This window comes from Rhizobium sp. PP-CC-3G-465, from assembly GCF_004343445.1.
Taxonomy (GTDB): Bacteria; Pseudomonadota; Alphaproteobacteria; order Rhizobiales; family Rhizobiaceae; genus Ferranicluibacter; species Ferranicluibacter rubi.
In genome coordinates, this window is record NZ_SLYH01000001.1 from 310,620 (window position 1) to 335,960 (window position 25,341).

At 62.6% G+C, this 25,341-nt stretch carries 29 protein-coding genes; 15 read left to right on the plus strand and 14 right to left on the minus strand.

Translation table 11 applies throughout. The annotated features are described in order from the left end of the window. The first annotated feature begins 175 nt into the window (after positions 1 to 175). Genes C8J33_RS01465 through C8J33_RS01475 form a run of 3 tightly spaced genes read left to right on the plus strand, consistent with a single transcriptional unit; the run spans position 176 to position 2,314 of the window. Positions 176 to 1,198 carry a glycosyltransferase gene (locus C8J33_RS01465; RefSeq protein WP_132662820.1) on the plus strand — a complete coding sequence of 341 codons (1,023 nt, stop codon included), beginning with the start codon at positions 176 to 178 and terminating at the stop codon, positions 1,196 to 1,198. Between the two features lie 16 nt (positions 1,199 to 1,214). Next, positions 1,215 to 1,952, plus strand: coding sequence for a class I SAM-dependent methyltransferase (locus C8J33_RS01470; RefSeq protein WP_132662821.1), 738 nt, complete (start codon positions 1,215 to 1,217; stop codon positions 1,950 to 1,952). Further along, on the plus strand, positions 1,949 to 2,314 hold the full coding sequence (locus tag C8J33_RS01475) for a transporter (RefSeq protein WP_245507033.1): 366 nt from the start codon (positions 1,949 to 1,951) through the stop codon (positions 2,312 to 2,314). The genes C8J33_RS01470 and C8J33_RS01475 overlap by 4 nt, the downstream gene beginning before the upstream one ends. 30 nt (positions 2,315 to 2,344) lie before the next feature. Here the strand turns inward: C8J33_RS01475 and C8J33_RS01480 are convergent, their stop codons facing one another. The 6 genes from C8J33_RS01480 to lgt form a co-directional block, all read right to left on the minus strand. Beyond that, positions 2,345 to 3,277 (minus strand): ribose-phosphate pyrophosphokinase, encoded by a 933-nt coding sequence (locus tag C8J33_RS01480; RefSeq protein WP_110799329.1) that lies wholly within the window; start codon positions 3,275 to 3,277, stop codon positions 2,345 to 2,347. Positions 3,278 to 3,542: 265 nt separating this feature from the next. After that, positions 3,543 to 4,541 (minus strand): hypothetical protein, encoded by a 999-nt coding sequence (locus tag C8J33_RS01485; protein WP_245507034.1) that lies wholly within the window; start codon positions 4,539 to 4,541, stop codon positions 3,543 to 3,545. Between the two features lie 259 nt (positions 4,542 to 4,800). Then, a complete protein-coding gene (locus C8J33_RS01490) occupies positions 4,801 to 5,952 on the minus strand; it encodes a M24 family metallopeptidase (protein ID WP_132662822.1) in 1,152 nt (383 codons plus the stop codon). A gap of 1 nt (position 5,953) precedes the next feature. Continuing rightward, positions 5,954 to 6,739 (minus strand): peptidoglycan editing factor PgeF, encoded by a 786-nt coding sequence (pgeF, locus tag C8J33_RS01495; RefSeq protein WP_132662823.1) that lies wholly within the window; start codon positions 6,737 to 6,739, stop codon positions 5,954 to 5,956. A gap of 191 nt (positions 6,740 to 6,930) precedes the next feature. Beyond that, positions 6,931 to 8,022 carry a class I SAM-dependent methyltransferase gene (locus C8J33_RS01500; protein WP_132662824.1) on the minus strand — a complete coding sequence of 364 codons (1,092 nt, stop codon included), beginning with the start codon at positions 8,020 to 8,022 and terminating at the stop codon, positions 6,931 to 6,933. After that, complete coding sequence (gene lgt, locus C8J33_RS01505; RefSeq protein WP_132662825.1) at positions 8,019 to 8,870, minus strand: prolipoprotein diacylglyceryl transferase; 852 nt, start codon at positions 8,868 to 8,870, stop codon at positions 8,019 to 8,021. The genes C8J33_RS01500 and lgt overlap by 4 nt, the downstream gene beginning before the upstream one ends. 267 nt (positions 8,871 to 9,137) lie before the next feature. Here lgt and C8J33_RS01510 point away from each other — a divergent pair, with 267 nt between their 5' ends. The 8 genes from C8J33_RS01510 (at position 9,138) to C8J33_RS01545 (ending at position 15,205) form a co-directional block, all read left to right on the plus strand. Next, entirely contained in the window at positions 9,138 to 9,398 is a 261-nt protein-coding gene (locus C8J33_RS01510) for an accessory factor UbiK family protein (RefSeq protein ID WP_092934652.1), read from the plus strand. Between the two features lie 433 nt (positions 9,399 to 9,831). Further along, a complete protein-coding gene (locus tag C8J33_RS01515; protein WP_132662826.1) occupies positions 9,832 to 10,332 on the plus strand; it encodes a YbjN domain-containing protein in 501 nt (166 codons plus the stop codon). Further along, positions 10,329 to 11,153, plus strand: coding sequence for a pyrroline-5-carboxylate reductase (gene proC, locus C8J33_RS01520; protein WP_132664416.1), 825 nt, complete (start codon positions 10,329 to 10,331; stop codon positions 11,151 to 11,153). Before C8J33_RS01515 ends, proC begins: the two co-directional genes overlap by 4 nt. 124 nt (positions 11,154 to 11,277) lie before the next feature. Further along, positions 11,278 to 11,619, plus strand: a complete 342-nt coding sequence (locus C8J33_RS01525; RefSeq protein ID WP_110799325.1) for a tRNA-binding protein — start codon at positions 11,278 to 11,280, stop codon at positions 11,617 to 11,619. Between the two features lie 320 nt (positions 11,620 to 11,939). Next, the gene (locus tag C8J33_RS27860; RefSeq protein WP_422038023.1) at positions 11,940 to 12,191 is read left to right on the plus strand and encodes a PilZ domain-containing protein; all 252 of its coding nucleotides are present in this window, start codon (positions 11,940 to 11,942) and stop codon (positions 12,189 to 12,191) included. Then, the gene (locus C8J33_RS01535) at positions 12,104 to 12,766 is read left to right on the plus strand and encodes a TadE/TadG family type IV pilus assembly protein (RefSeq protein WP_245507035.1); all 663 of its coding nucleotides are present in this window, start codon (positions 12,104 to 12,106) and stop codon (positions 12,764 to 12,766) included. The genes C8J33_RS27860 and C8J33_RS01535 overlap by 88 nt, the downstream gene beginning before the upstream one ends. Next, positions 12,766 to 13,170 (plus strand): TadE/TadG family type IV pilus assembly protein, encoded by a 405-nt coding sequence (locus tag C8J33_RS01540; protein WP_132662829.1) that lies wholly within the window; start codon positions 12,766 to 12,768, stop codon positions 13,168 to 13,170. The genes C8J33_RS01535 and C8J33_RS01540 overlap by 1 nt, the downstream gene beginning before the upstream one ends. A 49-nt stretch (positions 13,171 to 13,219) precedes the next feature. Further along, positions 13,220 to 15,205: a flp pilus-assembly TadE/G-like family protein gene (locus tag C8J33_RS01545; RefSeq protein ID WP_132662830.1), complete on the plus strand. Its 1,986-nt coding sequence runs from the start codon at positions 13,220 to 13,222 to the stop codon at positions 15,203 to 15,205. Between the two features lie 71 nt (positions 15,206 to 15,276). Here the strand turns inward: C8J33_RS01545 and C8J33_RS01550 are convergent, their stop codons facing one another. The 3 genes from C8J33_RS01550 to C8J33_RS01560 form a co-directional block, all read right to left on the minus strand. Further along, positions 15,277 to 16,656, minus strand: coding sequence for an ATP-binding protein (locus C8J33_RS01550; protein ID WP_422038025.1), 1,380 nt, complete (start codon positions 16,654 to 16,656; stop codon positions 15,277 to 15,279). Between the two features lie 82 nt (positions 16,657 to 16,738). Beyond that, positions 16,739 to 17,440 carry a response regulator gene (locus C8J33_RS01555; RefSeq protein ID WP_110799319.1) on the minus strand — a complete coding sequence of 234 codons (702 nt, stop codon included), beginning with the start codon at positions 17,438 to 17,440 and terminating at the stop codon, positions 16,739 to 16,741. Between the two features lie 96 nt (positions 17,441 to 17,536). Next, positions 17,537 to 17,989, minus strand: coding sequence for a MarR family winged helix-turn-helix transcriptional regulator (locus tag C8J33_RS01560; protein WP_132662831.1), 453 nt, complete (start codon positions 17,987 to 17,989; stop codon positions 17,537 to 17,539). 293 nt (positions 17,990 to 18,282) lie between these two features. Between C8J33_RS01560 and C8J33_RS26865 the strand changes: the two genes are divergently transcribed. Both C8J33_RS26865 and C8J33_RS01565 read left to right on the plus strand, forming a co-directional pair. Then, the gene (locus C8J33_RS26865) at positions 18,283 to 18,459 is read left to right on the plus strand and encodes a hypothetical protein (protein ID WP_165929707.1); all 177 of its coding nucleotides are present in this window, start codon (positions 18,283 to 18,285) and stop codon (positions 18,457 to 18,459) included. A gap of 170 nt (positions 18,460 to 18,629) precedes the next feature. Continuing rightward, a complete protein-coding gene (locus C8J33_RS01565; RefSeq protein ID WP_110799317.1) occupies positions 18,630 to 19,271 on the plus strand; it encodes an MBL fold metallo-hydrolase in 642 nt (213 codons plus the stop codon). Positions 19,272 to 19,355: 84 nt separating this feature from the next. On the opposite strand, the gene C8J33_RS01570 is transcribed toward C8J33_RS01565, so the two are convergent. From C8J33_RS01570 to C8J33_RS01590, 5 genes are all read right to left on the minus strand, one after another. Beyond that, positions 19,356 to 19,778: a BA14K family protein gene (locus tag C8J33_RS01570; protein WP_110799316.1), complete on the minus strand. Its 423-nt coding sequence runs from the start codon at positions 19,776 to 19,778 to the stop codon at positions 19,356 to 19,358. 281 nt (positions 19,779 to 20,059) lie between these two features. Further along, complete coding sequence (locus C8J33_RS01575; RefSeq protein WP_092934625.1) at positions 20,060 to 20,275, minus strand: cold-shock protein; 216 nt, start codon at positions 20,273 to 20,275, stop codon at positions 20,060 to 20,062. A gap of 476 nt (positions 20,276 to 20,751) precedes the next feature. After that, the gene (locus C8J33_RS01580; protein ID WP_132662832.1) at positions 20,752 to 21,660 is read right to left on the minus strand and encodes a DMT family transporter; all 909 of its coding nucleotides are present in this window, start codon (positions 21,658 to 21,660) and stop codon (positions 20,752 to 20,754) included. A gap of 183 nt (positions 21,661 to 21,843) precedes the next feature. Beyond that, positions 21,844 to 22,032 (minus strand): hypothetical protein, encoded by a 189-nt coding sequence (locus C8J33_RS01585; RefSeq protein ID WP_132662834.1) that lies wholly within the window; start codon positions 22,030 to 22,032, stop codon positions 21,844 to 21,846. 5 nt (positions 22,033 to 22,037) lie between these two features. Then, entirely contained in the window at positions 22,038 to 22,490 is a 453-nt protein-coding gene (locus tag C8J33_RS01590; protein WP_110728307.1) for a hypothetical protein, read from the minus strand. Between the two features lie 404 nt (positions 22,491 to 22,894). Between C8J33_RS01590 and C8J33_RS01595 the strand changes: the two genes are divergently transcribed. Together C8J33_RS01595 and C8J33_RS01600 are read left to right on the plus strand one after the other, a co-directional pair. Further along, complete coding sequence (locus tag C8J33_RS01595) at positions 22,895 to 24,097, plus strand: pyridoxal phosphate-dependent aminotransferase (protein ID WP_110799314.1); 1,203 nt, start codon at positions 22,895 to 22,897, stop codon at positions 24,095 to 24,097. 21 nt (positions 24,098 to 24,118) lie between these two features. After that, a complete protein-coding gene (locus C8J33_RS01600) occupies positions 24,119 to 25,273 on the plus strand; it encodes an MFS transporter (protein ID WP_132447629.1) in 1,155 nt (384 codons plus the stop codon). Positions 25,274 to 25,341 lie beyond the last annotated feature (68 nt).

The window sequence follows — 25,341 nt, forward strand, 5'->3', positions numbered from 1 at the left end:
GCAATCGTCGTCCGGGGCGTCCGGCTGGCGGGAACCATAGAAGGGGAAGGTGAAAAAAGCCTTTGTCGAACAGGATGGCCGCGGCACGCGACCGTCGATCGGTGCGCGCGCAACATCTTCAACGAGACCTTAAGATTTCCCGGTCATTGTCGTGCGACCGCCACGGATGAACCCGATGCAGACGCTTCCGACAGATCTCAGGATCGCCGTACTTCTCCCCTGCTACAACGAAGCGGCGACGATCGTGTCGGTCGTCCATGCGTTCCGCACGGCGCTGCCTCTCGCGCGCATCCATGTTTACGATAACAACTCGACCGACGAGACGGCGCTGCGGGCGACGCTTGCCGGTGCGGTCGTCACGCGGGAGACGCGGCAGGGCAAGGGCCATGTCGTCCGGCGCATGTTCTCCGACGTCGATGCCGATATCTATGTGATGGCGGACGGAGATGGCACCTATTCGGCGGCCGACGCGCCCGCTCTGATCGCCACGCTGATCGCCGAGCGCGCGGACATGGTGGTGGGCACGCGACGTGGTGTGAAGGCGGATGCGGGCCGGCAGGGGCACGCCTTCGGCAACCGGCTGTTTAACCGGCTTTACCGGACGCTGTTCGGCAATGATTTCACCGACATTTTTTCGGGATACCGCGTGTTCTCACGACGCTTCGCCAGGAGCTTTCCGGCCGTGTCCGGCGGGTTCGAAATTGAAACCGAAATGTCCGTGCATGCCTCGCGGCTGAAGCTGCCGGTGTGCGAGATGCCGCTCGACTATGGCCGCCGGCCGGAAGGGTCGCATTCCAAGCTTTCCACCTTCCGGGATGGTGGGCGCATCCTCTGGATGTTTGCGATGCTGATGAAGGAGACGCGGCCCTTCACCTTCTTTGGTGCCATCAGCACCGCCTTCATGGCGTCGAGCCTGATTTTCATGGCGCCGGTTCTGGTCGAATATTTCGAGACCGGTCTCGTCCGGCGCATGCCGACCTGGGTTCTGTCGGTGGCGCTGATGATGATCTCCTTCATGATGTTCACCGCCGGGCTGATCCTCGACTCGCTGGCCCGTGCCCGGGCCGAGCAGTTGCGGCTGCACTACATGGCCCTGCCGTCGAGCGCCTTCCTCTCCGTGGCCGTGGCCGTCTCCATGCCTGCCTCGGCCGAGCCCGTGCAGGGCGAGACAAGCGATGTGCGGAGCGCGGCTGCGTGATCCCGGAGACCGATCGATGAACCGCGAGACCACCAACCGTATCCGTTTCGTGCTGGAGGACCTCCTGCCGCCGGTGCTGCGGGATTCGCGCCTGTTCCGGGCGGCCGCCAAGCTGGTCTGGGGCGAGCACATCGTCCACCTCGCCCGGTTCCGCGCCCGCGCCCCGTTTCTGTCGGAGGCGGAGTATGAGGACCTCTACCGCAAGCATCCCCGCGTGCATGAGGGGACCGACAACTCGGCCGCCTGCATTCGCCGCATTGCCGGCTCGATCGAAGGCGAGAGCGTCTGCGATGTCGGTTGCGGTACGGGGGCGCTGCTGAAGCATATCCAGTCGGCACAGCCCGGCTTTAGCCGCGTGACTGGTGTCGATTTCGTGGTGGAAGATGCCGCAAGTCTCCCGGGCGTCGAATATGTCGCCGCGCGGATCGAGGATCTGCCTTTTGCGGATGGCGAATTCGATACGGTCGTCTGCACGCATGTGATCGAGCATGTGCTCGACTATCGCAAAGCCATCGCCGAACTGCGCCGGATCGCGCGCCGCCGGCTGATCATCGTCGTGCCTCGTGAGCGGGAGTACCGCTACAGCTTCAATCCGCATTTCAACTTCTTTCCCTACACGCACTCCTTCCTGCGCGCCGTCCACCCGGTTCCCGCGATTCATGTCTGCGAGGATATCGGCCGTGATATCTTCTATTGCGAGACGGTGGAAAGAGCAGGGGATGGCGCTGGCGGCATCGAGGCTGCAGCAGCGTGATCGGGGGAAACTACAGCCCGGCTCTGTGGCTGGGCCTCACCGGCACGCCACTGATGATCGCGATGGGGCAGGTGCTGTTCAAGCTGTCGAGCCGCACCACGGGCGAGTTCGGCGTGGCGGGCATCGTCGCGCTTCTGCTCAATCCGCTGATGATCGGCGCTCTTGCAGTGTACGGCATCGGGACGCTCGTCTGGATCTTCGTGCTGAAGAGCGTGCCCCTGACAATGGCCTATTCGTTCATGGCCCTGACGTTCTGCTTCGTGCCGCTGCTCGCCAGCATCTTTCTTGGGGAAACGCTGACGCTGCGCACGGCGATCGGTGCCGCTCTGCTCATCGGCGGCATGATCGTCATCAACAGTTGAGACACACGCCCGTCGCCGGGTTGCTCCCGATCAGTCGAACAGGCTGGAAACGGATTCTTCTTGGCTGGTGCGGTTGATCGCTTCGCCGATCAGGTTTGCCGTCGAGATCACGCGGATATTGTGCGCGGACTGCACGGCCGTCGTCGGCTGGATGCTGTCGGTGATGACGAGCTCCTTCAGCTTGGACGAGGTGACGCGGGCAACGGCGCCGCCGGAGAGAACGCCGTGGGTGATGTAGGCGGTGACGCTGGTCGCGCCGTTCTTCAGCAGGGCTTCCGCCGCGTTGCACAGCGTGCCGCCGCTATCGACGATGTCGTCGATCAGCAGGCAATCCTTGCCGGTGACGTCGCCGATGACGTTCATGACTTCGGACTCACCGGCGCGCTCGCGGCGCTTGTCGACGATGGCCAGCTGACAGTCCAGCCGCTTGGCGAGCGCGCGGGCGCGCACCACGCCGCCGACGTCGGGCGAGACGACCATGACGTTTTCGAGTTCGTAGTGTTCCTTGATATCGCGCGTCAGGATCGGCACCGAATAGAGGTTGTCCGTCGGGATATCGAAGAAGCCCTGAATCTGGCCTGCATGCAGGTCGAGCGTCAGAACGCGGTCGGCGCCTGCCTCGGTGATCAGGTTGGCGACGAGCTTGGCGGAGATCGGTGTGCGCGGACCCGGTTTGCGGTCCTGACGGGCATAGCCGAAATAGGGGAGGACCGCGGTGATGCGCCGTGCCGACGATCGGCGCATGGCGTCGATCATGATCAGCAGTTCCATCAGGTGGTCGTTCGTCGGGAACGACGTGGACTGGACGAGGAAGACATCCTCGCCGCGCACGTTCTCCTGAATCTCGACGAAGATTTCCTGATCGGCGAACCGCCGGACCGTCGCCCGCCCGAGCGGAAGATTGAGATAGTTGCAGATCGCTTCGGCGAGGAGCCGGTTCGAATTGCCCGCGAAAACCTTCATCGATGGTCCGCCTGTCGTGCTGTCCGGGATAGGCCCGAACCGGACGGTCCGTTTGCCGTAATCCGCAAGATTCCGTAAACCCGCATCCCAATGCGCGTCGGTCTCAGGGAGCGTGCCCCCGTCAATGCCGATGGGCGCTTCATAGCGGCCTTGTCCCCGAATGCAAGAGGAACGCCGGCGTGGAGAGGGTTTATCCGAAAAAGATTTCGAAGGCGCTGCCGGGAAGAGCGTTTTAGAGGTCGTGAAAACACGGTCATGCTTATTCTCAACCGGCCGTGGCATCCCGCCAGGTCAGGTACTGCCCGATGCTCTTGGTGGCGATGTCGCGCATGGTCTGCGGCGGAACGCCCGACCAGAGATCGGCGCCCTTGGTATCGACGCTGTCCTGGCCCTGGATGCGGTGCAGGCGGTTGCCGGCTTGGTCGAGCACATCCCAGACATAAACGATGGTGGTCTTGCGGCCGTCCTTGAACGCCGAGAAGTAGCCCTTCAGGATATGCTGGCTTCCGCCATCCGCTGCCGTCTTAATGGTGAGGCCGTGCGAGCGGGCGTCCGCGCCGAGCTGCTCGGAGAGGGGGCGGATGGCCTCGACGGGTGCGCCCATGATGGGGAGGAAGCGGATGCTGCCGGCAGGGCCGGCCTTGGCGACGGGCGCGATGGCGGCTTGCTCCTCCGGTGCGCTGTTGGCTTCAGCGGGCACATCGTTCTGCGCTGCCTCCGCCGGCTCCGTGGCCGGTTCGGATTGCGGTGCCTCTGCCGTGCGGGTGCGGGCGGCGGCTTCGGTCTCGCTGACTTGATTGCCGTTTGCAGGAAAGCCGACCGCGCTTTCGGACGGGGAGATCTGCGGCGACGGGTTGCTGGCGAGGGCCTGGGCCTGCGCTTCGAAAGAGCCGGCCGGGTTGCGGTAGCTCTCGTCGCCACGGGCATAGGCCGTGCCGGTGATGTCGGGCTGGTCGGCCCGCGGTGCGGACGGATCGGTATAGTTCGGGTCGGAGAGGCTGGCCGATCGCTGCACCCGCATCTCATGGACGGCCATGGCGCCGGCGGGCGCGCTGTTCACCACCGGCTGCTGCGATTGCATGGTGTCGAGATCGGCCTGATTGACCGGGGAGGACTGATAGCTCCCATCGCCGACATTTTCCGGCGGCGTCAACGCGTCGATGCTGTTGCAGGACGACAGGGCGAAAAGAAGGGACATGGCCAAGAGCGGCGTCGCGACCCGAAGGCGCGCGATGTTCGTCGTCGTTGCGAAAAGGGTGCGCACGGTCGACCTCCGTCCTGGACAGATGCAGCGCATGTCGCCCGTCTCCAGCACCGCTCACGCCTCGTGAGGCAGATCGAAACCGCTGGAGTATTACACGCCGATACGCTGGCACACTGCGACGCCATCCGATGGGCCTATCCCGCCGGTCCTGACATCAGACAACCAGTTTACGACGATAATCCTAAGAAGCCGTATTGATCCGGCTTCCCCTTTTTGGGGCTGGCGCGGGTTCGATCCCGCTCTATCGCCCGGCGAGACCTTAGAGGTCGATGACATCGAGACCGTAGCGCGACAGGGCTCGTGGCGCGCCGTCCGTCGTCAGGTAGGTCTGCCCGAGCGTCATGGCCGTGCCGCTGTCGCTGTCCATGATGATCATGTGCACGAAGAGCGACATGTTGGGCAGGATCTCCTGCGGATTGCCGGCATGGAACATCTGCTGCTCCATCCAGGAGGGCGAGAAGCGGGCGCCCAGCGAGTAGCCACAGGCGTTCAGTCGGTGCTTGGCAAGGCCGCGCTCGTCCATGATCTTCGCGTGAACATCGAAGACAGTGCCGAAGGTATTGCCCGGCCGCAGGACCATCTCGATCGCCTGGATGGTTTCGCGGCAGGCGCTGTAGAGCTCGCGATGACGGTTGGTCACCTCGCCGACCACGATCGTACGCATCATGGCGGCGTGGTAGTGGGCGCTGACGCCGGCCCATTCGAGTGTCAGCTGGTCCTGCGCGTCCAGCTTGCGGCGACCGGCCTTGTAGCGGCAGAGAAGGGCGTCCGCGCCAGAGCCGATGATGAATTCGTTGGCCGGATAATCGCCGCCGCCTGCAAAGACCGCGCCCTGCATGGCCGCGAGGATCGCCGCCTCGTCGCCGCCGGGGCCGATCAGCGGCAGTGCGGCATCCAGCGCGTCGTCGGCAAGGCTTGCGGCCTTCTCGACATGGGCGATCTCGGCCGGGCTCTTGATGAGCCGTAGCCGGCCGACCAGCATGGAGGCGTCGATGATCTGGCCGAAGCTCGCCATCTGGTTGTCGAGCAGCCGGGCAATGCTACCGGTCATGCCGTGCGTGTCGTATTCGATGCCGATGCGCGCGCCGAGGAGGTCGAGTTCGCTCAGCAGGTTCTTCAGGTCCATCGTCGGGTCGGCATTGACCCTGTCGACCCAGACCTGAATGCGCTCGATATTCGAGGTGTGGCGTGCCTGGCGCAGGTCGGCCGACCGCGTGAGCAGAACCATCGAGCCGTCGGATTTCACGACCAGCGTCTGGAAGAAGCAGTAGCCGAAGGTGTCGTAGCCGGTCAGCCAGTACATGCTCTCCTGCGCAAAGAGCAGCAGCGCGTCGAGCTTGTCCTCGCGCATCTTCGCCGTGAGGCTTGCGAGGCGTGCGGCGTACTCGTCCTGGGTGAAGTGAAGGGCCATGTCATGCCTCCCTGATGCTGATGGCGGAAATCTGCCGGCCGTAATCCGGCTCGCCGCGATGGGTGGTCCGGCGGTAGGAAAAGAAGCGTGTCTCGTCCTCATAGGTGCAGAGACCGAGCTTCTCGGCCTTCACGCCGGCTGCGAGAAGGCGGGCGACGGTGAGGCCGGGAAGGTCGAACATCGCGTGATCTGCCCGTGTCGATGGCGTGAAGAAACGGGCGTATCCGGCGTCGTGCGCGAGAAAACGTTCGACGAATTCCGGGCCGACCTCGTAATTGTCGGGGCCGATGGAGGGGCCGAGGCAGGCGACGATGGTTTCGCGTGTGGCGCCGAGGGCGACCATGGCCGAGATCGTGTTTTCGAGGACGCCCGTCAGCGCACCCTTCCAGCCGGCATGCGCCGCGCCGACGACGCCGGCTTGTGGATCCGCAAAGAGGATCGGGCCGCAATCGGCCGAGAGGACACCGAGCACGATACCGGGCGTCGCCGTGACCAGCGCATCGGCCTCCGACCGCGTGCCATCGTAATCGCCGCCGATGGTCACGACATCCGGAGAGTGGATCTGATGGACAGTGGCGAGCCTTGCGACGGGTTGGCCGAACCAAGCGGCGACGCGGGCGCGATTTTCCTCGACATGGGCACGGTCGTCCCTTGAGCCGAGGCCGACGTTCAGGCCTTCGTAGATACCGTTCGACACGCCGCCCTTGCGGGTGAAGAAGCCGTGGGCAATGGATGTGGAGGCCAGCAGCGGGCTCTGGAGCGGGAAGGGCAAGGCGTCGTCCTGCATTGGTCTTTCGCCCCTTGGATGTCAGCGGTTGTTGGAGAGGGTGGTGCCGGGAATGGCTCGCGGTGATTTGCGCAGGATGTTGACCCTTTGCCGCCCGCCCTGTCAATCGCGCAGGCGGCAGACAGTGTCGTCGGCGGCGGACCGATGTCCGCTCTCAATGGGGTCGAGGCCGGGTGCCGGTTGCGATCCGCTCAGGCCTGAAACGGTACCAGGGCAATGGCCGGGTGGCTGACGGCGAGGACCTTGAAGAGTTCGCCCATCTTGCCTTCGCCCGAGCCGGAAAGCCGCTCCGCATCCTGGCGCACGCCCTCTTGCACGATGATGTCCTTGCCGCGCGCGAGCGCCTCGGCACGTTCGCGGATACCCAGAGCGAGCAGGAAATCCCCCTGATAGGTCAGGCCGTTGATGCGAAGACCTTCCGCCACGGCGCGGCGGGCGAGCTGTTCGAAATCGACATGGCTGGTAATGTCGGCCTCGCCGGGATGGGCGAGCGGCGGGTCGAACTGATGGGCGCGCACGGCCTGGAGCGTGTCGCCGTAATTGGACGCCATATGGCCGTAGTCGATGATGAGGGCGGAGCCGTCGGTGCGCTTCAGCCTTGCGGAAATGGCGGCCATGACGGCATCGCGGGCCGGGGCGACTTCGAAGATGGTGCCGAGCGGCAGCTTGTCTCCCGGCGGCAGAAGGTCGGGATCGATGGTGGCCACGCCGGCGGTGAAGCAAAGATTGTCCTGCGCATCCAGACCAACCATGCGCTCGCGAAAGCCCTGTTCCGTCTTCACGAACTGGCGGATGGGAATGGCGTCGAAGAGTTCGTTTGCGACCAGCAGCAGGAAGCCGTCCGGGATCTCCTCGAAGCTCTCGTGCCAGTCGATCTTGAACTTGTGGGCGACGAGGGTCTGGCTCTGGACCTTCTGGAGGCGCTCGCTGGTTTCGACCAGATGCACGGTCGCCTTTTCATAGAGCTCCGGCGAAAGGCGCGAGAGGACGCGCAGAATATCCGCCATCATCGTGCCGCGACCGGGGCCGATCTCGGCGATGGCTACCGCTTCCGGCTGTCCGTGGCGGCGCCAGGCCTCGAACAGGAACATGCCGATGAGTTCGCCGAACAGCTGGCTGATCTCCGGCGCGGTGATGAAATCGCCGCTCTGTCCGAAAGGCTCGCGGGTGCGGTAGTAGCCGTGCTCTGGATCTGCGAGGCAGAGGGCGAAGTAGTCGGTGACGCTGATCGGTCCCGTTGCAAGGATGATCGCCTTGATCTTGTCCGTGAGAGGCGTGGTCATGGTCGGCTCCCCACGAGCGATGACGCCCGGCGAGCGCGCAGGATCGCCCAGAGGCCGAGACCGACCATCGGCAGCGACAGCAGCATGCCCATCGTCAGCCAGCCCCCGGCGAGATATCCGATCTGCGCGTCGGGCTCGCGGAAGAACTCGATGAAGATGCGGGCGAGGCCATAGCCCGTGATGAAGACGCCGGCGACGAGGCCGGGCTTGCGCAGGGCATGGCGCTTGTAGATGAGGAAGGCGAGCACGAGGAGCAGGAGAATGCCTTCGAGGCCGGCCTCGTAGAGCTGGCTCGGATGGCGGGCGAACGGGCCGCCGGTGGGGAACACGATGGCCCAGGGCATTGCGGAAAGGCGGCCCCAGAGTTCGCCATTGATGAAGTTGGCGAGGCGGCCGAACAACAGGCCGATGGGGACGACGGCTGCGACGACGTCGAACAGGCTCCAGATCGGAATGGACCGCTTGCGGGCGAAGAGCAACATGGCAAGGATCGTGCCGATGAGGCCGCCATGGAAGGACATGCCGCCGTTCCAGATCTCGAAGGCCCGCAGCGGATTGGCGATGACCGAGGGCAGGTCGTAGAACAGGATGTAGCCGATGCGTCCGCCACCCACGATGCCGACAGCCACCCAGAGCAGGAAGTCGTCGAGATCGACCTCGGTGATCGGTGCCTTGCCGCCCCAGAGCGTCTCGTTGCGCACGATCCGGCGGGCGTAGAACCAGCCGAGCAGGATGCCCGCGACGTAGGCGAGGCCATACCAGTGGATCTGCAGCGGGCCGATGGCGATCAGGACGGGATCGATCTGCGGGAAGGGCAGGATCGAAAGAAGGCTTGCGATGGGTTCCAAAGGACGTGCTTCAGCCTCGGTTTCACCTGGCCGATCCATTGCCGACCCGGCAACGGATCAGGACCTGCGGCGGGTGGTTTCTCTGCGGACCGGCATTTCGCCGCGCCGCCTGCCCGGACCATGGCGGGCGGCATGCATGCGGTCAAGCGAAGCGAGGGTTGCAAGCCCCATGATTCACTGGTTTTTCCTTGCAAGCCGGCCCTGCCTCTCCTACCTCCATATCACAGGCGCCGTGCGGCGCTCCAACCGCGATCCCGGAGGGACATCATGACGACGACAGGCGCAAACCGCATTCTCGACGATCTTGCCAAGCTGATGACGGACGCGGCCGGTGCGGCGCAGGGCGTGCGGCGCGAGGCGGAAACCATGTTCCGGACGCAGGGCGAGCGTATCCTCAACACGATGGATGTGGTGAAGCGCGAGGAATTCGAGGTCGTGCGCGAGATGGCGCTGCGGGCGCGCGAGGAAAACGACGCCCTTCTGGCGCGTGTTGCTCTTCTGGAAGCGCAGCTCGCCGAGAAGGGTTGATTGGGCTTTCGATCTCCTGATGCCGAGAAGCGGAGAGGGCATCTCTCCGCTTCTTTGTCTTCTTCCGGCGGTATCGGCTCCACAGATGAACGTTGGACAGTCGAAAACGAGAAAAATTTCGACCCTGTGGACATCCCTAAAAAACGCAATCCGCTGAATCCTTTACTGACTCAGGCTGAATCAGTTTCCAAAGCTCTATCCACAGCTGCGACGCCTTTTTCGGGCGGTTGGGGCTGGTCTGCAGACTCCGGCGTTATACACTGATTTTACAAGATGATTCGAAACGGGTCACACGAGATACGGGCAGAGTCATCGGTTCGACCTCGTCGTGCGTTCGTCGATCATTCCATGTTGTTTCCGGTGTCGTCGGGCTTGTGGGGCTTCGCGTGAGAACGCGATGGCGCATGCCACGCTGGAACTTTGAAGGTGAAGCATGAGCCTCGTAGAACTGGAACTGCAGCGTCAATCCAATCCGGTCGATATGATCGAGTTCGTCGCGGCCAACAATGACTGGACCTTCGAACGCTCCGGTGAAGACGAGATCGCGATGACGGTGGAGGGCAAGTGGTCCGACTACCACGTCTCCTTCTCCTGGATGGAAGAGTTCGAGGCCCTGCATCTCGCCTGCGCCTTCGACATCAAGGTTCCCGAAATCCGCGTCAACGAGGTCATCCGGCTTCTGTCCCATATCAATGGCCAGGTGCTGATGGGCCATTTCGACCTCTGGCGTCAGGAAGATGTCGTCATCTTCCGGCAATCGCTGCTGCTGTCCGGCGGCGCAGAGCCGACCGACCGTCAGGTCGAGGTTCTGCTGTCGAGCGCGCTCGACGCCTGCGAGAGCTACTTCCAGGCCTTTCAGTTCGTGGTCTGGTCCGGCGTCGATGCCGAGCGCGCGGTCGAGGCCGTGATGTTCGAAACGGTCGGGGAAGCCTGAGCGTGGCGACGAGTGGTGTGGGCCCGATCGTCCTCGTCGGTGCCGGCAATATGGGCGGCGCCATGCTGGCCGGCTGGCTGAAGAGCGGCATTTCCGGCGCGGATGTGCTGGTGCTCGATCCCGGTCCGGCACCCGCCATGGCGGCCTTGATCGCCGAACACGGTGCGCGTCACGTGACGTCCGCGCCGGAGGGCGTCACGGCATCCGTCCTGTTCCTCGCGGTCAAGCCCCAGGTCATGGGCGCCGTGCTACCGGGCCTTGCGACCCTCGTCGGGCCCCAGACTGTCGTGGTGTCGGTTGCGGCCGGCAAGACGCTCGGCTTTCTCCAGTCTCATCTCGGCGACGCCGCCATGGTGCGCGCCATGCCCAACACGCCGGCAATGATCGGCCGCGGCATCACCGGCGCCTTCGCCAATGCGATGGTTGGGCATGACCTGCGCGCGCGGGTCAACGACCTCCTGAAAGTGTCCGGCCCCGTCGAATGGGTCGACAGCGAAGCCGATATCGATTCCGTCACCGCGCTGTCCGGCAGCGGGCCGGCCTATGTTTTCTATCTCGTCGAATGCATGGCGGAAGCCGGTCGCAAGGCCGGCCTTCGGGCGGACCTCGCCATGCGTCTCGCACGGGAAACCGTCGCGGGGGCTGGCGAACTGCTTCACCAGTCCCCCGATGACGCCTCGAAGCTTCGCCAGAACGTGACATCGCCCGGCGGCACCACGGCCGCGGCCCTTGCCGTTCTGATGGCTGACGACGGCATTCAGCCGATCTTTACAGCCGCCATTGCCGCCGCGCGGCAGCGGGCCGAAGAACTGGCCAACTAAAGCATTACCGGTGAACACGGGTTCACCGGTAATGCTTTAGTCTGTTGTTTTTGCTGCATTGTCCGACGCCGAAGCGATTCCGCTTCGGCTGGAAATGCTCTGGATTCCTGAGAGGGCGGGCCCGATGACCGAGACGATCACCTATGCCGATTTCGAACGTGTCGATATCCGTACCGGGACGATCGTCGAGGCCTCTGCCTTTCCGGAAGCGCGCAAACCCGCCATCAAGCTGGTCATCGATTTCGGCCCGGAGATCGGGCTGAAGAAATCCTCGGCGCAGATCACCATTCATTATGATCTGGAAACGCTGGTCGGGCGCCAAGTGCTTGGGGTCGTCAACTTTCCGCCCCGGCAGATCGGGCCGTTCCGGTCCGAAGTCCTGACGCTGGGCTTCGAAGACGAGGCCGGCGCCATCGTTCTCGCTGCGTCCGACAAGCCGGTTCCGAACGGCCGGAAGCTTCTCTAACGCCAATGATATCTCCTGCTCTCGACTGACCCGGCGCTTATCGCTGCGGTAGGCGATGGCATCTGTCCTCAACGGCCTCTACAGCGGGGCGCAGAGCGTCGCGCTGTCCGAATTCCACGGACACAGGGGCATTAAATTTAGAAATGTCTAATTTTAATTGTGCCGCTTTAGAAAATCATTAAGTTGTCAACGGTAGTCTTTTCTCACAACCGGTCGCAGGCGCACGTCACGCGTTGGCTCCGGTTGCAATGGGAACGCAGCGTTTTTGCTCCTAGTTGCTTCAGGAGAGATGCATGGAAGAACATCGAAGCAGACCCCGTATGAGAACGTTCAAATCCGGTCGTTTGGTCTTCAATGAAGGAAGATCAACCCTTGATTGTGTTGTCCGTAATATCTCGGAAGGTGGAGCGAAGCTTTCTTTCAATCAGGTTGCCGCCATTCCCGACGTTTTTCAGATCTCGCTTTCAGACGGCGCGAAGAAGACTTGTCGGATCGTGTGGCGAAAGTCGTTGGATGTCGGCGTGTCATTCGAGGTACCAGGCGAGACGCCTCCTTCGGCCGAAAGCCTATGAAAATCCTGCCTCGCGGCCGCTGCGCTCGGGTCTGGAGGGAGAGTCTGGGTCTGCCGTTGCAACAGGCCGGACGGTTGCGGAGAGATGATTCCGGTGTTGCAGCCGTCGAGTTCGCTCTGGTTGCACCGCTGTTCCTGTTGTTGATTGTCGGGCTTGTCGATCTCGGTTTCGCCTATCATGCGAAGCTGAGGGTCAATGCGGCCATTTCGGCCGCTTCCTATTATGCGTTCCAGAAGGGGCAGGCGCTGACCGCGGCCACGGCTCTTGCCTACACGGCAAATGTCGAGGGCGTTGCGAGCAACCTGCTTGCCGACCTGAGCGACGATCTCTCCGTCGAGGTCTTGATCAATAACGATCCCACGGGAGCGAAAGCATCGACCACCTTCTGCGTTTCGGGCTATCCGCCTGCATTCACCGCTGCAGGTGAGAAGAGCAGCAGTTGTGGCGGCAACGTGACGTTGGGAAAATTCGTTCGGATCGACGTCAGCGGTCACATCACACCGATTTTCATCTCGGCGAACCTGTTCGGCGGCTACCTCGCCGTTGCAGACTCCGCACTTGTCAGGATTCAGTGATGCACGTGTTTCTGAACCGGCGCGACGGGGCGACAGCCGTTGAATTCGCCATCATCGCACCGGTGTTCCTCTCGATGATGTTCGGCGCGATCGTCATGGGGATCGCCATCTGGAGCACGTCGGTTCTCAATCAGGTCGCAGCGGAATCCGCACGGTGCCTGGCTGTGGGTGGGTCGGCCTGCACAACGTTTCCGACCGGCTGCACGTCCGTTACCGAGACGTGCTTCGTCGTGACGCTTGCAGAGCGGCGCGGCCTGCCCGGGCTGGCCGCGTCCGACATCAGCATCGAACCCGACGTATCGATTGGCGCCGCGGTTTCCACGCGCGTTACGCTCACCCGCCCCTTTACGCTCCTCGGCCATACCATGACGCTCTCCGGCAGTGCGTCCTATCCGAACAGTTGACGGTGCGCTGCCCGGGGCATCCACGGCGGTCGTTCAGAAAGTGCACGACATGAGGGACATTCGCAGACACGACGAGGGATCTGTAGCGATCATGTCGGTGTTCGCCATTATGCTGATCCTGATGATCTGCGCGCTCGTGCTGGAGACGTCGTCGCTCTATGTCGACAAACTCCGGGCGCAGCGAACGGCGGATATCGCGAACCTCGCCGCGGCGAATACTCTGTTGCCGATCGTCAATGGTGCGCCGACCGACACGGCGCTTGCGACGGCGAGGCAGATGGCTGTCGCGAACGGTTTTCCGTCGAGCGACGTCATGACGACGGTGACGACGGGAGCATCGGGCGTTTCCGAACTTTCGACGGAGATCCGGCACGATAGCCCGCTGGCCTTCGGTCAACTGCTGACGGCAAGCCAGACGGTTCCGGTCGACGGATCATCGTCTGCGAGTATCACGTCAGCGGCGCCGGAGGGCGACTGCGTCCGTTCCATGCTCGGGCCCGTGAACATCTACAACAACGCTGTGATCAATGGTCCCGACTGCCATATCGGGGCTGCCACCTATCTCTACGTCTGCGGCGATGCATCCGTTTCGGCTGTAAAGGCCGTGGTGGGCTACCCCAAGGAGTCCCAGAAAGCCTATATCTGCAAGGACGGACTGATCGATCTGCCCCTGTCGAGCTTTACGTTCAACGAGAAGAGCGTGGATCTGCTGGCGGCAGACCCCCGCATCGTCGCGATCAAGGCGCGCCTGAAGGTCATGACGAGTTGGGCCTATGGAACGCAGATTCCGAAAACGCCCCTTCAGCCGACAATACCGACAGGCAAGGACGAGAGTTACGCCGGTACCACCGTTTCGCTGTCCGCATCGCGCCTTTACGGCACGCTGGAGATCTCTAATTCCACTGTGGCCTTTACCGGAACAGGTGTGGCCGATCCTGATTGTCTCGCGCCGACGACGATCAGCGGAAACATCATCCTTTCCGGTATAAACCGCCTGACCTTCGGGTCCGGTTGTTATGCCATCGGCGGCTACATCCTGAACCAAGATGGGGCTTCCACCCGTTTCGATCCTCTGCCGGGTGCCCGGGTCACCTTGGCGTTCAAGCAGTATATCGACAATAGGGCCGCGAACCTTTCCTTCGGAAGCATGACGTTCTCGCTCCTGGGGGACGTTCGCAACGCGTATGGCGGCACGTTGACGTTCGGCGACGGATCGTTCCGCTTCGGGGCCGGGATCATCAACGGGACCGGAACCTTGTCGTTCGGCGATGGCGCCTATTACGTGGCTGGCGGTTCGATCATCAATGGAACGGGATCCATGACCTTCGGCAACGGGGTATTCTACCTCTGGGGCGGATCGCTTGCCAACAGTTCCACCGGTTCCGTGACCTTTGGAAACGGAGGGTTCTATTTCTACGGCGGCACGGTGACCAACGTGAAGGGACGCCTGACCTTCGGCGACGGGCCGTTCGAATTCTCCGGTGGATCGCTGGCGCTCAATCCCGGCTCCGATACCACCTTCGGCTTCGGCGATATGAATTTCTACGGGGGAACGGCTTACTTCCACGGAGCGAGCACGCTGATCGGGCGGAACGTCACCGGCGACGCTGTGGGAGGATCCAGCTCGTTTTTCTTCTATGGCGGGTCCTTCTCCATGAAGTCGGACAGGTTCGTTGCTGTGGGTACGACGCTCGCGTTTTACGGCGGCAGCGTCAGCCTCTATGGCGTCGGCGCCATGAACGTGACTGCGCCCACGGGCGAAGCTCCTGTCTTCGGCTACAAGAACATCCTCTTCTATATCTATGGTGGGGCCTTCAGCCTCTATCAGTCCAAGGTCACCGATATCCTCTCGGGGATCATCTATGTGCCCGGGACGAATATCTCGATCTATGGCAGCCAGACCGTGACCATACCCGATAAGGGCTGCTTTCAGGTCATCGGCGGGGTCGTGGATATCTACCAGAATGCGTCGCTGCAGATGCGGCCTTGCAGCGGCGGGGGGACGATGGACCGGAAGGTGCTGCTCACACGCTAGATCATGATGGAGAGCGAGATTTAAGGCGAAAACCGCGCACACTTTTCGCCATCCCGCTCCAACGTTCGGTCTCAGGCAGGAACGCGCGCGACAGCCCTCAATCCTCCGAGCGGACTGTCCGACAGGATGACGTTGCCGCCGTGGCTTCTGGCGATGTCGCGTGCAATGGACAGGCCGAGCCCCGTGCCCGTGCTGTCGAGGTTGCGGGCCTCGTCCAGCCGGAAGAAGGGCTTGAACACGTCCTCGCGGGATCGCTCGGGAATGCCCGGTCCGTTGTCGTCGATGGTGACGGACAGCCACCGCTGCCCGTGCCGCGCCTCGATATGGATCGTATCGGCATAGCGATAGGCATTGGATGCGAGATTGAGGATGAGGCGCGTGAAGGCATTGGGGCGCACCCGGACGTCGTCGTCGCCTTCGATCACGGTGGTCAGCGTCTTGCCGTGCAGCTCGGCTTCAGCCGAGAGGCGCGTCATGACGTCCGTCAGCTTCAGCGTGCCGACATCTTCCTCCGCCTCGCCGCGCACGAAGGCGAGGTAGCCTTCGAGCATGCTCTGCATGTCCTCGACATCCTGGTTCAGCGGTTGCAGATCGGGATGGTCGCCGGCAATGGCGAGCTGCAGCTTGAAGCGGGTGAGGATGGTGCGCAGGTCGTGGCTGACGCCCGACAGCATGGTGGTGCGCTGCTCCATCTGCCGCTCGATCCGCTCGCGCATCTGGATAAAGGCAAGGCCCGCCCGGCGAACCTCCTCCGCGCCGCGCGGCGAGAAATCGTCGATCTTCTGTCCCTTGCCGAAGCTCTCGGCGGCCCGCGCCAGATGCAGGATCGGCCGGATCTGGCCGCGCAGGAACAGGATGGCGATGAGCAGGAGCACCAGCGACGCGCCGACCATCCAGACGATGAAGATATGCGTGTTGGAGGCATAGGCCGAATTGCGGCGCACGGTGACGCGTAGGATGCGGGCGCCGTCGAGCTTGATGCGGACATAGACGTTGTCCTCGCTGGAGATCGTATCCAGCCAGAAAGGCAGTTGCGTTTCCTGCCGGATCTCGTCGGAAAGAATACGGTTGAGGATATCGAAATAGGGCTGGCGAACCGGCATCGGCAATTCGCCGCCGTTCTCAAGCGAGATGACAAGCCCCAGCTGCCGGCGGGCGATCGTCTCGATATCCGGATAGGAGGCGGGCGGCATTGTATTGATCAGGTCGATGATTGCCGCGATATCGGAGGTCACCGCCGCCGAGAGCCGTTGCGTGACCAGCTGCCAGTGCCGCTCCATGAAGACGAAGGCGACGATGGACTGGAGAAGCACCATGGGGATGATAACGATCAGCAGCGAGCGGGCATAGAGCCCCATCGGCAGGTGCCGGCGGAGCCAGCGCGTGAACGGGCTGCGCGGCTTTTCCCCGCGTTCCGTCTTCGTCTGGCGAACGGCCTCGATCATCATTATCCCTCTGGCTTTCCCGGCATGTTGACGCTTCTTCAGAAGCGGTCTCTCTCCGCCGGCCGATGGTCGGCTGGGATGATACGTCTCAGTCCACCGCCAGCTTGTAGCCGATGCCGCGCACGGTCTGCAGCCAGACGGGGTTCGACGGATCGTCCTCGATCTTGCGGCGCAGACGGTTGATCTGGACATCGATGGTGCGCTCGCCGACCTCGGTGTCGTCGCTCACCAGCTCGTGCCGCGGGATCGTCTCGCCGGCGCGCTGGGAGAAGAGCATCATGATCTCCTGCTCGCGGTCCGTCAGGCGGATGTGGTCCGCTCCACGGCGTAGCTCGCGCCGAACGACGGAAAAGGTGAAGGGGCCGAAGATGACCTGCTCCACCTTTGGCGACTGGACCGGCATGTTGCGGCGCAGGATGTTGTTGATCCGCAGGACCAGCTCGCGCGGGTCGAAGGGTTTTGGCAGATAGTCGTCGGCGCCGGCTTCCAGTCCCTCCACACGGGCATTGGTCTCGGCGAGGGCCGTCAGCATGATGATCGGCACGGTCTTGAGGCGGCGCAGGCTCTGGGTGAGCGAAATTCCCGTTTCGCCCGGCATCATGACGTCGACGATGAGGAGGTCGAAGTCGATTCCCTGGAGACGGCGACGCGCCTCGTCGGCATCGGCCGCCGTCGTGACGCGAAAGCCCTGCTCGACCAGATAGCGGTTGAGAAGGTCGCGAATGCGGCGGTCGTCATCAACGACGAGGAGATGCGGCGCGTCGTCGGGGAGGGAGAAGGGTTTCGTCATCGTCGTCGCTCTCTGGAGACTCTCCGGTCAACTCCGGCTCCCTGTTTTCAACGCTGTGCCCGACAGCGAAGCCGTCAGGTTTTACCTGAAAATGTTCTAGACGGGGCCTGTCTTCATGCTGGCGAGAAAGCGGCGAACGACATCGCGGCCGCCGGGTCCGACCTTCGCCAGGGCATCGGCTATGCGCTTCGACTGTGGCTCCGCCAAGGCCTTGGCCAGCGCCTTGCCCTCGCGCGTCGTGTAGAGCATGCGCTGGCGCCGGTCTTCCGGGCCTGCGACCTGATGGATATAGCCGCCATCGATCAGCTGTTTCAGCACGCGCGCCAAGCTTTGCTTGGTGATCTTCAGCGTCTCCAGCAGGTCGGCCACGGTCATGCCGGGTTCGCGATCGACGAAGTGCAGCACGCGATGGTGGGCGCGGCCAAAGCCGCGCTTTTCCAGAATGACATCGGGGTCGGAGGTGAAGTCACGATAAGCGAAGAAGAACAGCTCGATCAGCTCGTAATCGAGGCCGTTACGCTCGGCAGGGGACGGCTCGGCAGGGCGCATCTTCTCCGCGGGTGGAACGTGTTCAGCCAAAGGTGTCTGTTCTGCCAAATGTCTGTGTCCTGCGGATATGTGGTCCCGTACGAGGGGATCGTCGTGGCCTCGCTCCAGAAGCGCGGCCACGACGTTCTGCTCTTTCTACCGTTTGCACAGGCGCTCTGCCAGCAGGAAAGCGTGTTTGTTGCCGCTTTGCAACAGCGTCTTTCGACCATCTTGAAATAGCCGCACTTGACGGCGGAGAGCTGGAACCTTTGCCGCGGAACTGCATTGCAGGGTCAGATACAAGGACCCGTGCCATGCAGCCCGAAACAATCTCTCCCGTCTCCTCGACCGCCGAACAGCTTCGCCCGGTCGTCATCACCGTCGTTCTCGCCAAGATCGCCGTCTTCGCCCTGCTGATGACCACGATCAACTACCCCGTGCTGCCGACTTTAAGCACCAGCGACACCCTCGAAATCGCAGCCGTCCGGTAAGCTGACGACGCGATAAACGTCGGGCAAGGCGTTGTTCGGCCCGATTGCCTGTTTCCCCGCAGCGACGTTGCGCCTATATCGGCTGCGCGTCGCAACCTTGCCGGCAAGGCGAGCGTCGTTGGTTGGATTGGCGGTCTCTTCAATGGGGCTGGCCACAAGCGAGGGTTCTCATGCTTCAGGCAGGCATCATTCCGGTTACGCATTTCCAGCAGAACTGCACCATTCTTTTCGATAGCGAAACCAAGGAGGGTGTCGTCGTTGATCCCGGTGGCGATGTCGATGTGATCCTTCAGATGGTTCGGGAGAATGGTATTGATCTCAAGGCCATCTGGCTGACGCACGGGCACATCGACCATGCCGGCGGCGCCAAGGAGCTGAAAGAGACGACCGGTCTCGAGATCATCGGGCCGCACGAGGACGACAGGCCGCTTCTGGAAAAACTGGAAGCGCAGGCTGAGCGCTTCGGCCTGACGATGAAGGTGGAGAACGTGCTGCCGGATCGGTGGCTATCCGATGGGGATACGGTGTCGTTCGGAACCCATGTCTTCGACGTCCTGCACTGCCCCGGCCACGCGCCCGGCCATGTCGTCTACGTCAATCAACTCCAGCGCTTCGCCCATGTCGGCGACGTATTGTTCCGCGGCTCCATCGGACGGACGGATTTGCCGGGCGGGGATCACCAGCAGTTGCTCGATTCGATCCGCACCAAGATCCTGCCGCTCGGCGATGATTTTGGCTTTATCTGCGGCCACGGTCCCGGTGGGCAGATCGGCGAAGAGCGCCGCACAAATCCCTATTTGCGTGGTCTTTGACGGCGCGTGATTTAACTCTGATACGAAAAAGGCCACGCTTCCGAGAAGCGTGGCCTTTTTCTTTAACGGTGTTACGCGGGCTGATCAGCCGGCGTTGCAGAAGTAGGAGCGGCCGTCATAGCCGACGAAGGTGCCGGTGCGGGAGTCGAACGAGCGGTAGCGGTTCGAGCAGTAGCGGTACCAGGACGGGGACCAGGGCTCCAGCGAGCCGTAATTGTTGACGACGACAGGGCGCGGACGGCGATAGACCGGGGCCGGTTCATAGTAGTCGTCGGCCGGCGGGTCGATGTAGACGCGTTCTTCGTTGCGGTAGCGCGGCGCGCTGGCAATGGCGCCGCCGACGATCAGGCCGGTGGCAAGGCCGACGGCGCCGAGCGCCAGACCGTCATTGTCGCGATGATGATGGCGACGATACCGCCAGTCGTCCGCATGCGCCGGCGTCATGCTCGGCAGCACTGCAGAGAGCGAGGCGATGGTAAGAACTGCAGCTTTGACCAAGGTTCTCATAGCGTTGATCCTGTCTCACGGGACGAAACGGCTCGTCCCTTACGATGACACCAATTTAGGTGGGTCAAACTGAATGCAAGGTGAACGGTTCATTTTCGTGGCCGCCGGTGAAAAGCGCGGGCTTTTCCGGCGCGAGAGCGGTAAACGCCGCTTCACTCTCAAGCGCAGAGGCACAACACAATCGACAGCGAACCGTTCGGATCGCTTATGCCTGTTGGATGCGGCGCAAAAACCCGGCGCTGAAGCCGGGTTTCCATTATCGTCTGCGAGGGGCTGACGTCTCAGCCGGAAACGTTCAGGTTGACGGCCTTCGGGCCCTTGCCGCGGCGGTCCGGCTCGGTGTCGTAGCTGACCTTCTGGTTTTCGGTCAGATCATTGAGGCCAGACGCCTGGACGGCGGAGATGTGGACGAAGATGTCCGCGCCGCCATTGTCAGGCTTGATGAAGCCGAAGCCCTTGTCGGTGTTGAAGAATTTTACAATGCCAGTTTCGGCCATACGTCAGGTCCTTTTTCCTCTGCCCAGATGCGGCGGGCAGCATTGCGAATGTGCCCATGGGGCGAGTGGCAGGCATGTCTCGACTGTGAGGAAAGGTCCCGTCATTCATGTCCCGTACCGGACCTACCGCCCCGACACTGGCCACCCGGAGAATTTTTGCGTCCCCGGTGCGCATTTATTCTTAAGGTCTTCCCGTGTTCGCAGATTGCCCGAACGCATTAAACTTGATGCGTTTATTTTCAATTGGCAAGCAAAAGTTTATTGAAACAAGTCAGTCATTTGCGTTTGTCTAAAATCGGCGCAGCTGCCGATAAACCTCGCTTTTACCTCCTGTATTGCAAGCTATTGAAAAGATTTTCGTTTGAGCGCGGTCTGGTCAAAAAACAGGCTGAAGGCGACGTGGGATGTCATCCTCGTACATCTGCCTTGCCGGGCTGCCGCCGCGCCGCACACGCGCTTAAGGTTGTAAGATCGAGCTAACCCACTGACGAGACAGGGCTCTCGCCGGTTCTGCGGCGGCCGAGTTCCGGGATGATTTCCACCAGCAGCATGGCTGCGAAAATGATGATGCCGCCGAGGTAACCGATCGGCGCGATGGTTTCGCCCAGAAGCAACACGCCGAAGAATGCTGCAAACAATGCTTCGCTCGACAGGAAGATCGCGGCTTGCGGCGCCGTCGTGTAGCGCTGCCCGACGACCTGCAGGGTGAAGGCGACGGCGCTGGAGAAGATGCCGGAATAGAGGAACTCCGTCGTCGTCGCCGTGATAGCGTCGAGCGACAGGGGTTCCACAAAGAGCGCGATGCCGCCGGCGAGGATCGCACAGGTGACGAACTGGATGAGGGAAAGCGCGAAGGGGCGGCCGCTCGAATGGGCGAAGACGGCGATGAGGATGACCTGCACGGCACAGAAGAGCGCCGCGAGAATGGTCAGCAGATCCCCACCCGTCAGCGCCGAGAGGGAGCCTCCAGACAGGAGGAAGATGCCGAGGAACGCCAGACCGGCAGCGGGCCAGATGACCCAGTGGGGGCGTCGGCGCAGGAAGACGACGGTGAGGATGGGGACGAGCACGACGTAAAGACCGGTGAGGAAGCCGGAATTGGCGACCGTGGTCGTCATGATGCCGATCTGCTGGGCGAGGGCGGCGAGGAAGAGAGAGAGGCCGATGGCGACGAAGCCGCGCATGTCCCGACGACTGAGGGGCAGTGCCGCCCGTTGGCGTTCGCGGAGCGCAAAGGGGGCGAGCACGATGGCGGCGATGAGGAAGCGCAGGCTCGTGAACCAAAGCGGGCCGATGGTTTCCATGGCCGTGGATTGTGCGACGAAGCCCGCGCCCCAGATGGCGCCGGCGAGAAGAAGGACGAGATTGGCCTGAATGCGCGTCACGACCTGCTCCCTCAACCGCTTGCTCAGCGCCTCGGCTAGCAGGCTGGGGGTATCGTGACAAGGTCTTCGACTGAGCTTGACCTAAAACATGTCGCGCAAAAGTGTGCAGCGGTTTTGCGATAACGACATGCGAAAAACAGGAGCTTAAAGCGTACGGAGCGATCTGAAAGATCGCGATGCGCTTTAAAGCGCTGCGACGAAGACCGCGCCCGGGCCGGCGACGATGCGGCTCTGCAGGAAGAGGCCCTTGCCGACCAGCATCATGCCGGCAAGCGCCACGATGACGATGGCGGCGACGACGATGGTCTCCAGCGCGTTCAGGCCGGAGAAGAGGCCGAGGCGGCTCTGTTTGTGATCGGGTTCGGAGGCCATGTCTATCACGCTTCCCACGACAGGCCGCGAACCTGCCAGCGCCAGAGGCCAAAGCTGACCGCGGCCATGGCCGCGCCTGCCAGAAGCATCAGGCCGATGGCGATATGGCGTTCCGCCGGCATGATGCGGCCGGGCAGGGAGAAGGCGCTGATGCTGGCAAGCTGGCGGGCCGAGAGGATGGCGCCCGTCGACATGCGGTCCGGCTCCGTCAGCGTCGCATTATCCAGCCAGAGCATCGGGTTGTTGACCGTCGAACCCGTTGCTTCGATCAGCGCCGGTGGCTTGCCGAGCGGAAACAGCGCATCATCCGCCTGCTCGATCGCCAGCTCCGTCTGCCACCGCATTTCGCTGCTCTCTCCGGCCGCCGCACCGCCCGCAAAGGCAAGCGTCGTCGCGATCGCCAGGCCGAAAACGGCGCGGCGTGGCAACGACAGGGCAGGTGGTGCGGAAACGGACATGACGGACCTCGGTGGCAGGCGGCAGGAGCTTTGGCGGATATGATATAGAAGGCGCTCCGAAATCGGCTTCATATCGACCGAATTGCGGCATGCTCCGGCAAATGTCGTGGCAAAAACAAGGCGGCGGGACAGGGTGGAAATACCTGTTTTTATTAAGGAAAAATAAACGGATGCGGCAGGCTTCGCGCAAGCTTTCGTGCCCTCGAAATGGGGCTCGCATTGCCTGATTCGCGGATGGGTCTGCATTCATCGACGCTGATCATGCCATCCATCAAACCTCGTCATGTCACGAGGCGTTGCGGCCTTTCCGCTTGAATTGACCGTCTACATTCGACATACAGCTAACGCTCCGGGCCAATTCTTTGCCGGGGCATCCTTGTCGTAACCATCAGGACCGTCCCATCATGGCCTTTCTCGCCGACGCTCTTTCCCGTGTGAAGCCCTCCGCCACCATCGCCGTGTCGCAGAAGGCGCGCGAACTCAAAGCGAAGGGCCGGGACGTGATCGGCCTTGGCGCCGGCGAGCCGGATTTCGATACGCCCGACAACATCAAGCAGGCCGCCATCGAGGCGATCAACCGCGGCGAGACGAAGTACACGCCGGTCTCCGGCATTCCGGAACTGCGCGAGGCGATCGCCAAGAAATTCAAGCGCGAGAACAATCTCGATTACACCGCAGCGCAGACGATCGTCGGCACGGGCGGCAAGCAGATCCTGTTCAACGCCTTCATGGCGACGATGAACCCCGGCGACGAGGTCGTCATTCCCGCGCCCTACTGGGTGTCTTATCCGGAGATGGTGTCGATCTGCGGCGGCACGCCCGTCTTCGTCGAGGCGACCCAGGCCAACAACTTCAAGCTGACGGCCGAGGATCTGGACAAGGCGATCACGCCGAAGACCAAGTGGTTCATCTTCAACTCGCCATCGAACCCATCGGGCGCCGCCTATTCGCATGACGAGCTGAAGGCGCTGACGGATGTGCTGCTGAAGCATCCGCATGTCTGGGTGCTGACCGACGACATGTATGAGCACCTGACCTATGGCGACTTCAAGTTCGCAACGCCGGTCGAAGTCGAGCCAAAGCTCTATGAGCGGACGCTGACGATGAACGGCGTTTCCAAGGCCTATGCCATGACGGGATGGCGCATCGGTTATGCGGCCGGTCCGCTGCCGCTCATCAAGGCCATGGACATGATCCAGGGCCAGCAGACGTCGGGCGCCTGCTCGATCGCCCAGTGGGCGGCCGTCGAAGCTCTCAACGGGACGCAGGATTTCATTCCCGAGAACAAGAAGATCTTCGAAGGTCGCCGCGATCTCGTGGTGTCCATGCTCAATCAGGCGAGCGGCATCGAATGCCCGTCGCCGGAAGGCGCGTTCTACGTCTACCCCTCCTGCAAGGGGCTGATCGGCAAGACGGCGCCCACCGGCAAGGTCATCGAGACGGACGAAGACTTCGTATCGGAACTGCTGGAATCCGAGGGTGTTGCCGTGGTTCACGGGTCCGCCTTCGGTCTCGGCCCGAACTTCCGCATCTCCTACGCCACGTCGGAGGCGCTTCTGGAGGAAGCCTGCAAGCGCATTCAGCGCTTCTGCGCAGCCTGCAAGTAAGCCAACAAAAAGGCGCGCCCCTTGACCATTGCCGGGCATCACAGGATTTACATCTGCTTCTTCCTGTTTGCCGTGGCGCTGGGGGCGTTGCTTGCGCGCATGCCCGACCTGCAGGTTGCCCTGCAGGTCGATAAGTCCGAACTCGGCCTGACGCTGATCGGTATGGCCATCGGCGCGCTGATCTCGCTCACCGTATCCTCGCCGCTGATCGAGCGGCTGGGCCCGAAAGTCACGGCCTACATCACCGTCATCGGCACGGCGGCGTGCTATGCGCTGGTGCCGTGGATGCCGGGTCCTGCCGGTGTCTTTGCCGTGCTGCTCGTCGCAGGTATGCTGGCCGGGGCGTTGGAAATTAATCTCAACGTCGAACTCGGTCGCATCGAGGCGGCCACCGGCCGCAGCGTGATGAATCGGGCGCATGGCTGCTGGAGCCTCGGCTTCTTCGTGACGGCGCTGGTTGCGTCCTTCATCCGCCAGTCCGGCGTGTCCATGCAGGTCCATCTCGGCGTGACGCTGCTTGCGGTCGTCGTCTTTGCCTGGGTGGCGATCCGGGGGCTTGAGGCCGCGCCGGTGGATGCGACGCATCTGCCGGAAGAAAAGGCGCCGGCCTTCGCCTTCCCGACCATCGGCCTCCTGCCACTCTGCCTGATCGGTATCGCCGCTTTCTTGGTGGAGGGGGCGGGCATCGACTGGTCGGCGATCTACATGCGCGACGTGTTCCAGTCGGAACCTTTCGTTGGCGGATTGGGGCTGACGCTCTTCACCTTCTTCATGGCGCTGGTGCGCATGGTGGCCGATCCGATCGTCGAGCGCTTCGGTAGCCGGGCCGTCGCCGCCGCGTTGCTGGTGCTGTCAGCTATCGGCATTGCCGCCGTCGGCCTTTCGCCGCATCCCGTCGTGGCACTGTTCGGCTTTGCGCTCATGGGTGCCGGCTGCAGCGCCGTCTACCCGCTCGCGGTATCCGCCGCTGCCCAGCGCCGCGACCGCGCACCCCATGTCAACGTCGCCTCGCTCGGGCAGGTGACGTTCATCATCTTCTTCTTCGCGCCGCCGCTGCTGGGTTTCGTCGCCGAACACGCTGGCATCCGGGCCTCCTACTTCATCTGCCTGCCGCTGGTCATCGGCGCGCTGTTCTGCGTGCCGGCCTTGAAGAGCGTTGCCGCGCGTACCGCCTGATGTTTCCTGATCGTCGATATGAAAAAGGCCCGCATCGCTGCGGGCCTCTCTGCATTCGATATCTCAGG

Bases quoted from the DNA above. Each gene is read 5' to 3' on its own strand.
- C8J33_RS01515 (WP_132662826.1), top strand. From the start codon at position 9,832: ATGAGCCTCGTAGAACTGGAACTGCAGCGTCAATCCAATCCGGTCGAT.
- C8J33_RS01555 (WP_110799319.1), bottom strand. From the start codon at position 17,440: ATGACGAAACCCTTCTCCCTCCCCGACGACGCGCCGCATCTCCTCGTC.
- C8J33_RS01575 (WP_092934625.1), bottom strand. From the start codon at position 20,275: ATGGCCGAAACTGGCATTGTAAAATTCTTCAACACCGACAAGGGCTTC.
- C8J33_RS01565 (WP_110799317.1), top strand. From the start codon at position 18,630: ATGCTTCAGGCAGGCATCATTCCGGTTACGCATTTCCAGCAGAACTGC.
- C8J33_RS01545 (WP_132662830.1), top strand. From the start codon at position 13,220: ATGAGGGACATTCGCAGACACGACGAGGGATCTGTAGCGATCATGTCG.
- C8J33_RS01590 (WP_110728307.1), bottom strand. From the start codon at position 22,490: ATGTCCGTTTCCGCACCACCTGCCCTGTCGTTGCCACGCCGCGCCGTT.
- C8J33_RS26865 (WP_165929707.1), top strand. From the start codon at position 18,283: ATGCAGCCCGAAACAATCTCTCCCGTCTCCTCGACCGCCGAACAGCTT.
- C8J33_RS27860 (WP_422038023.1), top strand. From the start codon at position 11,940: ATGAGAACGTTCAAATCCGGTCGTTTGGTCTTCAATGAAGGAAGATCA.
- C8J33_RS01465 (WP_132662820.1), top strand. From the start codon at position 176: ATGCAGACGCTTCCGACAGATCTCAGGATCGCCGTACTTCTCCCCTGC.
- C8J33_RS01490 (WP_132662822.1), bottom strand. From the start codon at position 5,952: ATGGCCCTTCACTTCACCCAGGACGAGTACGCCGCACGCCTCGCAAGC.
- C8J33_RS01500 (WP_132662824.1), bottom strand. From the start codon at position 8,022: ATGACCACGCCTCTCACGGACAAGATCAAGGCGATCATCCTTGCAACG.
- C8J33_RS01560 (WP_132662831.1), bottom strand. From the start codon at position 17,989: ATGCGCCCTGCCGAGCCGTCCCCTGCCGAGCGTAACGGCCTCGATTAC.
- C8J33_RS01585 (WP_132662834.1), bottom strand. From the start codon at position 22,032: ATGGCCTCCGAACCCGATCACAAACAGAGCCGCCTCGGCCTCTTCTCC.
- C8J33_RS01480 (WP_110799329.1), bottom strand. From the start codon at position 3,277: ATGAAGGTTTTCGCGGGCAATTCGAACCGGCTCCTCGCCGAAGCGATC.
- C8J33_RS01470 (WP_132662821.1), top strand. From the start codon at position 1,215: ATGAACCGCGAGACCACCAACCGTATCCGTTTCGTGCTGGAGGACCTC.
- C8J33_RS01540 (WP_132662829.1), top strand. From the start codon at position 12,766: ATGCACGTGTTTCTGAACCGGCGCGACGGGGCGACAGCCGTTGAATTC.
- C8J33_RS01525 (WP_110799325.1), top strand. From the start codon at position 11,278: ATGACCGAGACGATCACCTATGCCGATTTCGAACGTGTCGATATCCGT.
- C8J33_RS01510 (WP_092934652.1), top strand. From the start codon at position 9,138: ATGACGACGACAGGCGCAAACCGCATTCTCGACGATCTTGCCAAGCTG.
- C8J33_RS01570 (WP_110799316.1), bottom strand. From the start codon at position 19,778: ATGAGAACCTTGGTCAAAGCTGCAGTTCTTACCATCGCCTCGCTCTCT.
- pgeF (WP_132662823.1), bottom strand. From the start codon at position 6,739: ATGCAGGACGACGCCTTGCCCTTCCCGCTCCAGAGCCCGCTGCTGGCC.
- C8J33_RS01595 (WP_110799314.1), top strand. From the start codon at position 22,895: ATGGCCTTTCTCGCCGACGCTCTTTCCCGTGTGAAGCCCTCCGCCACC.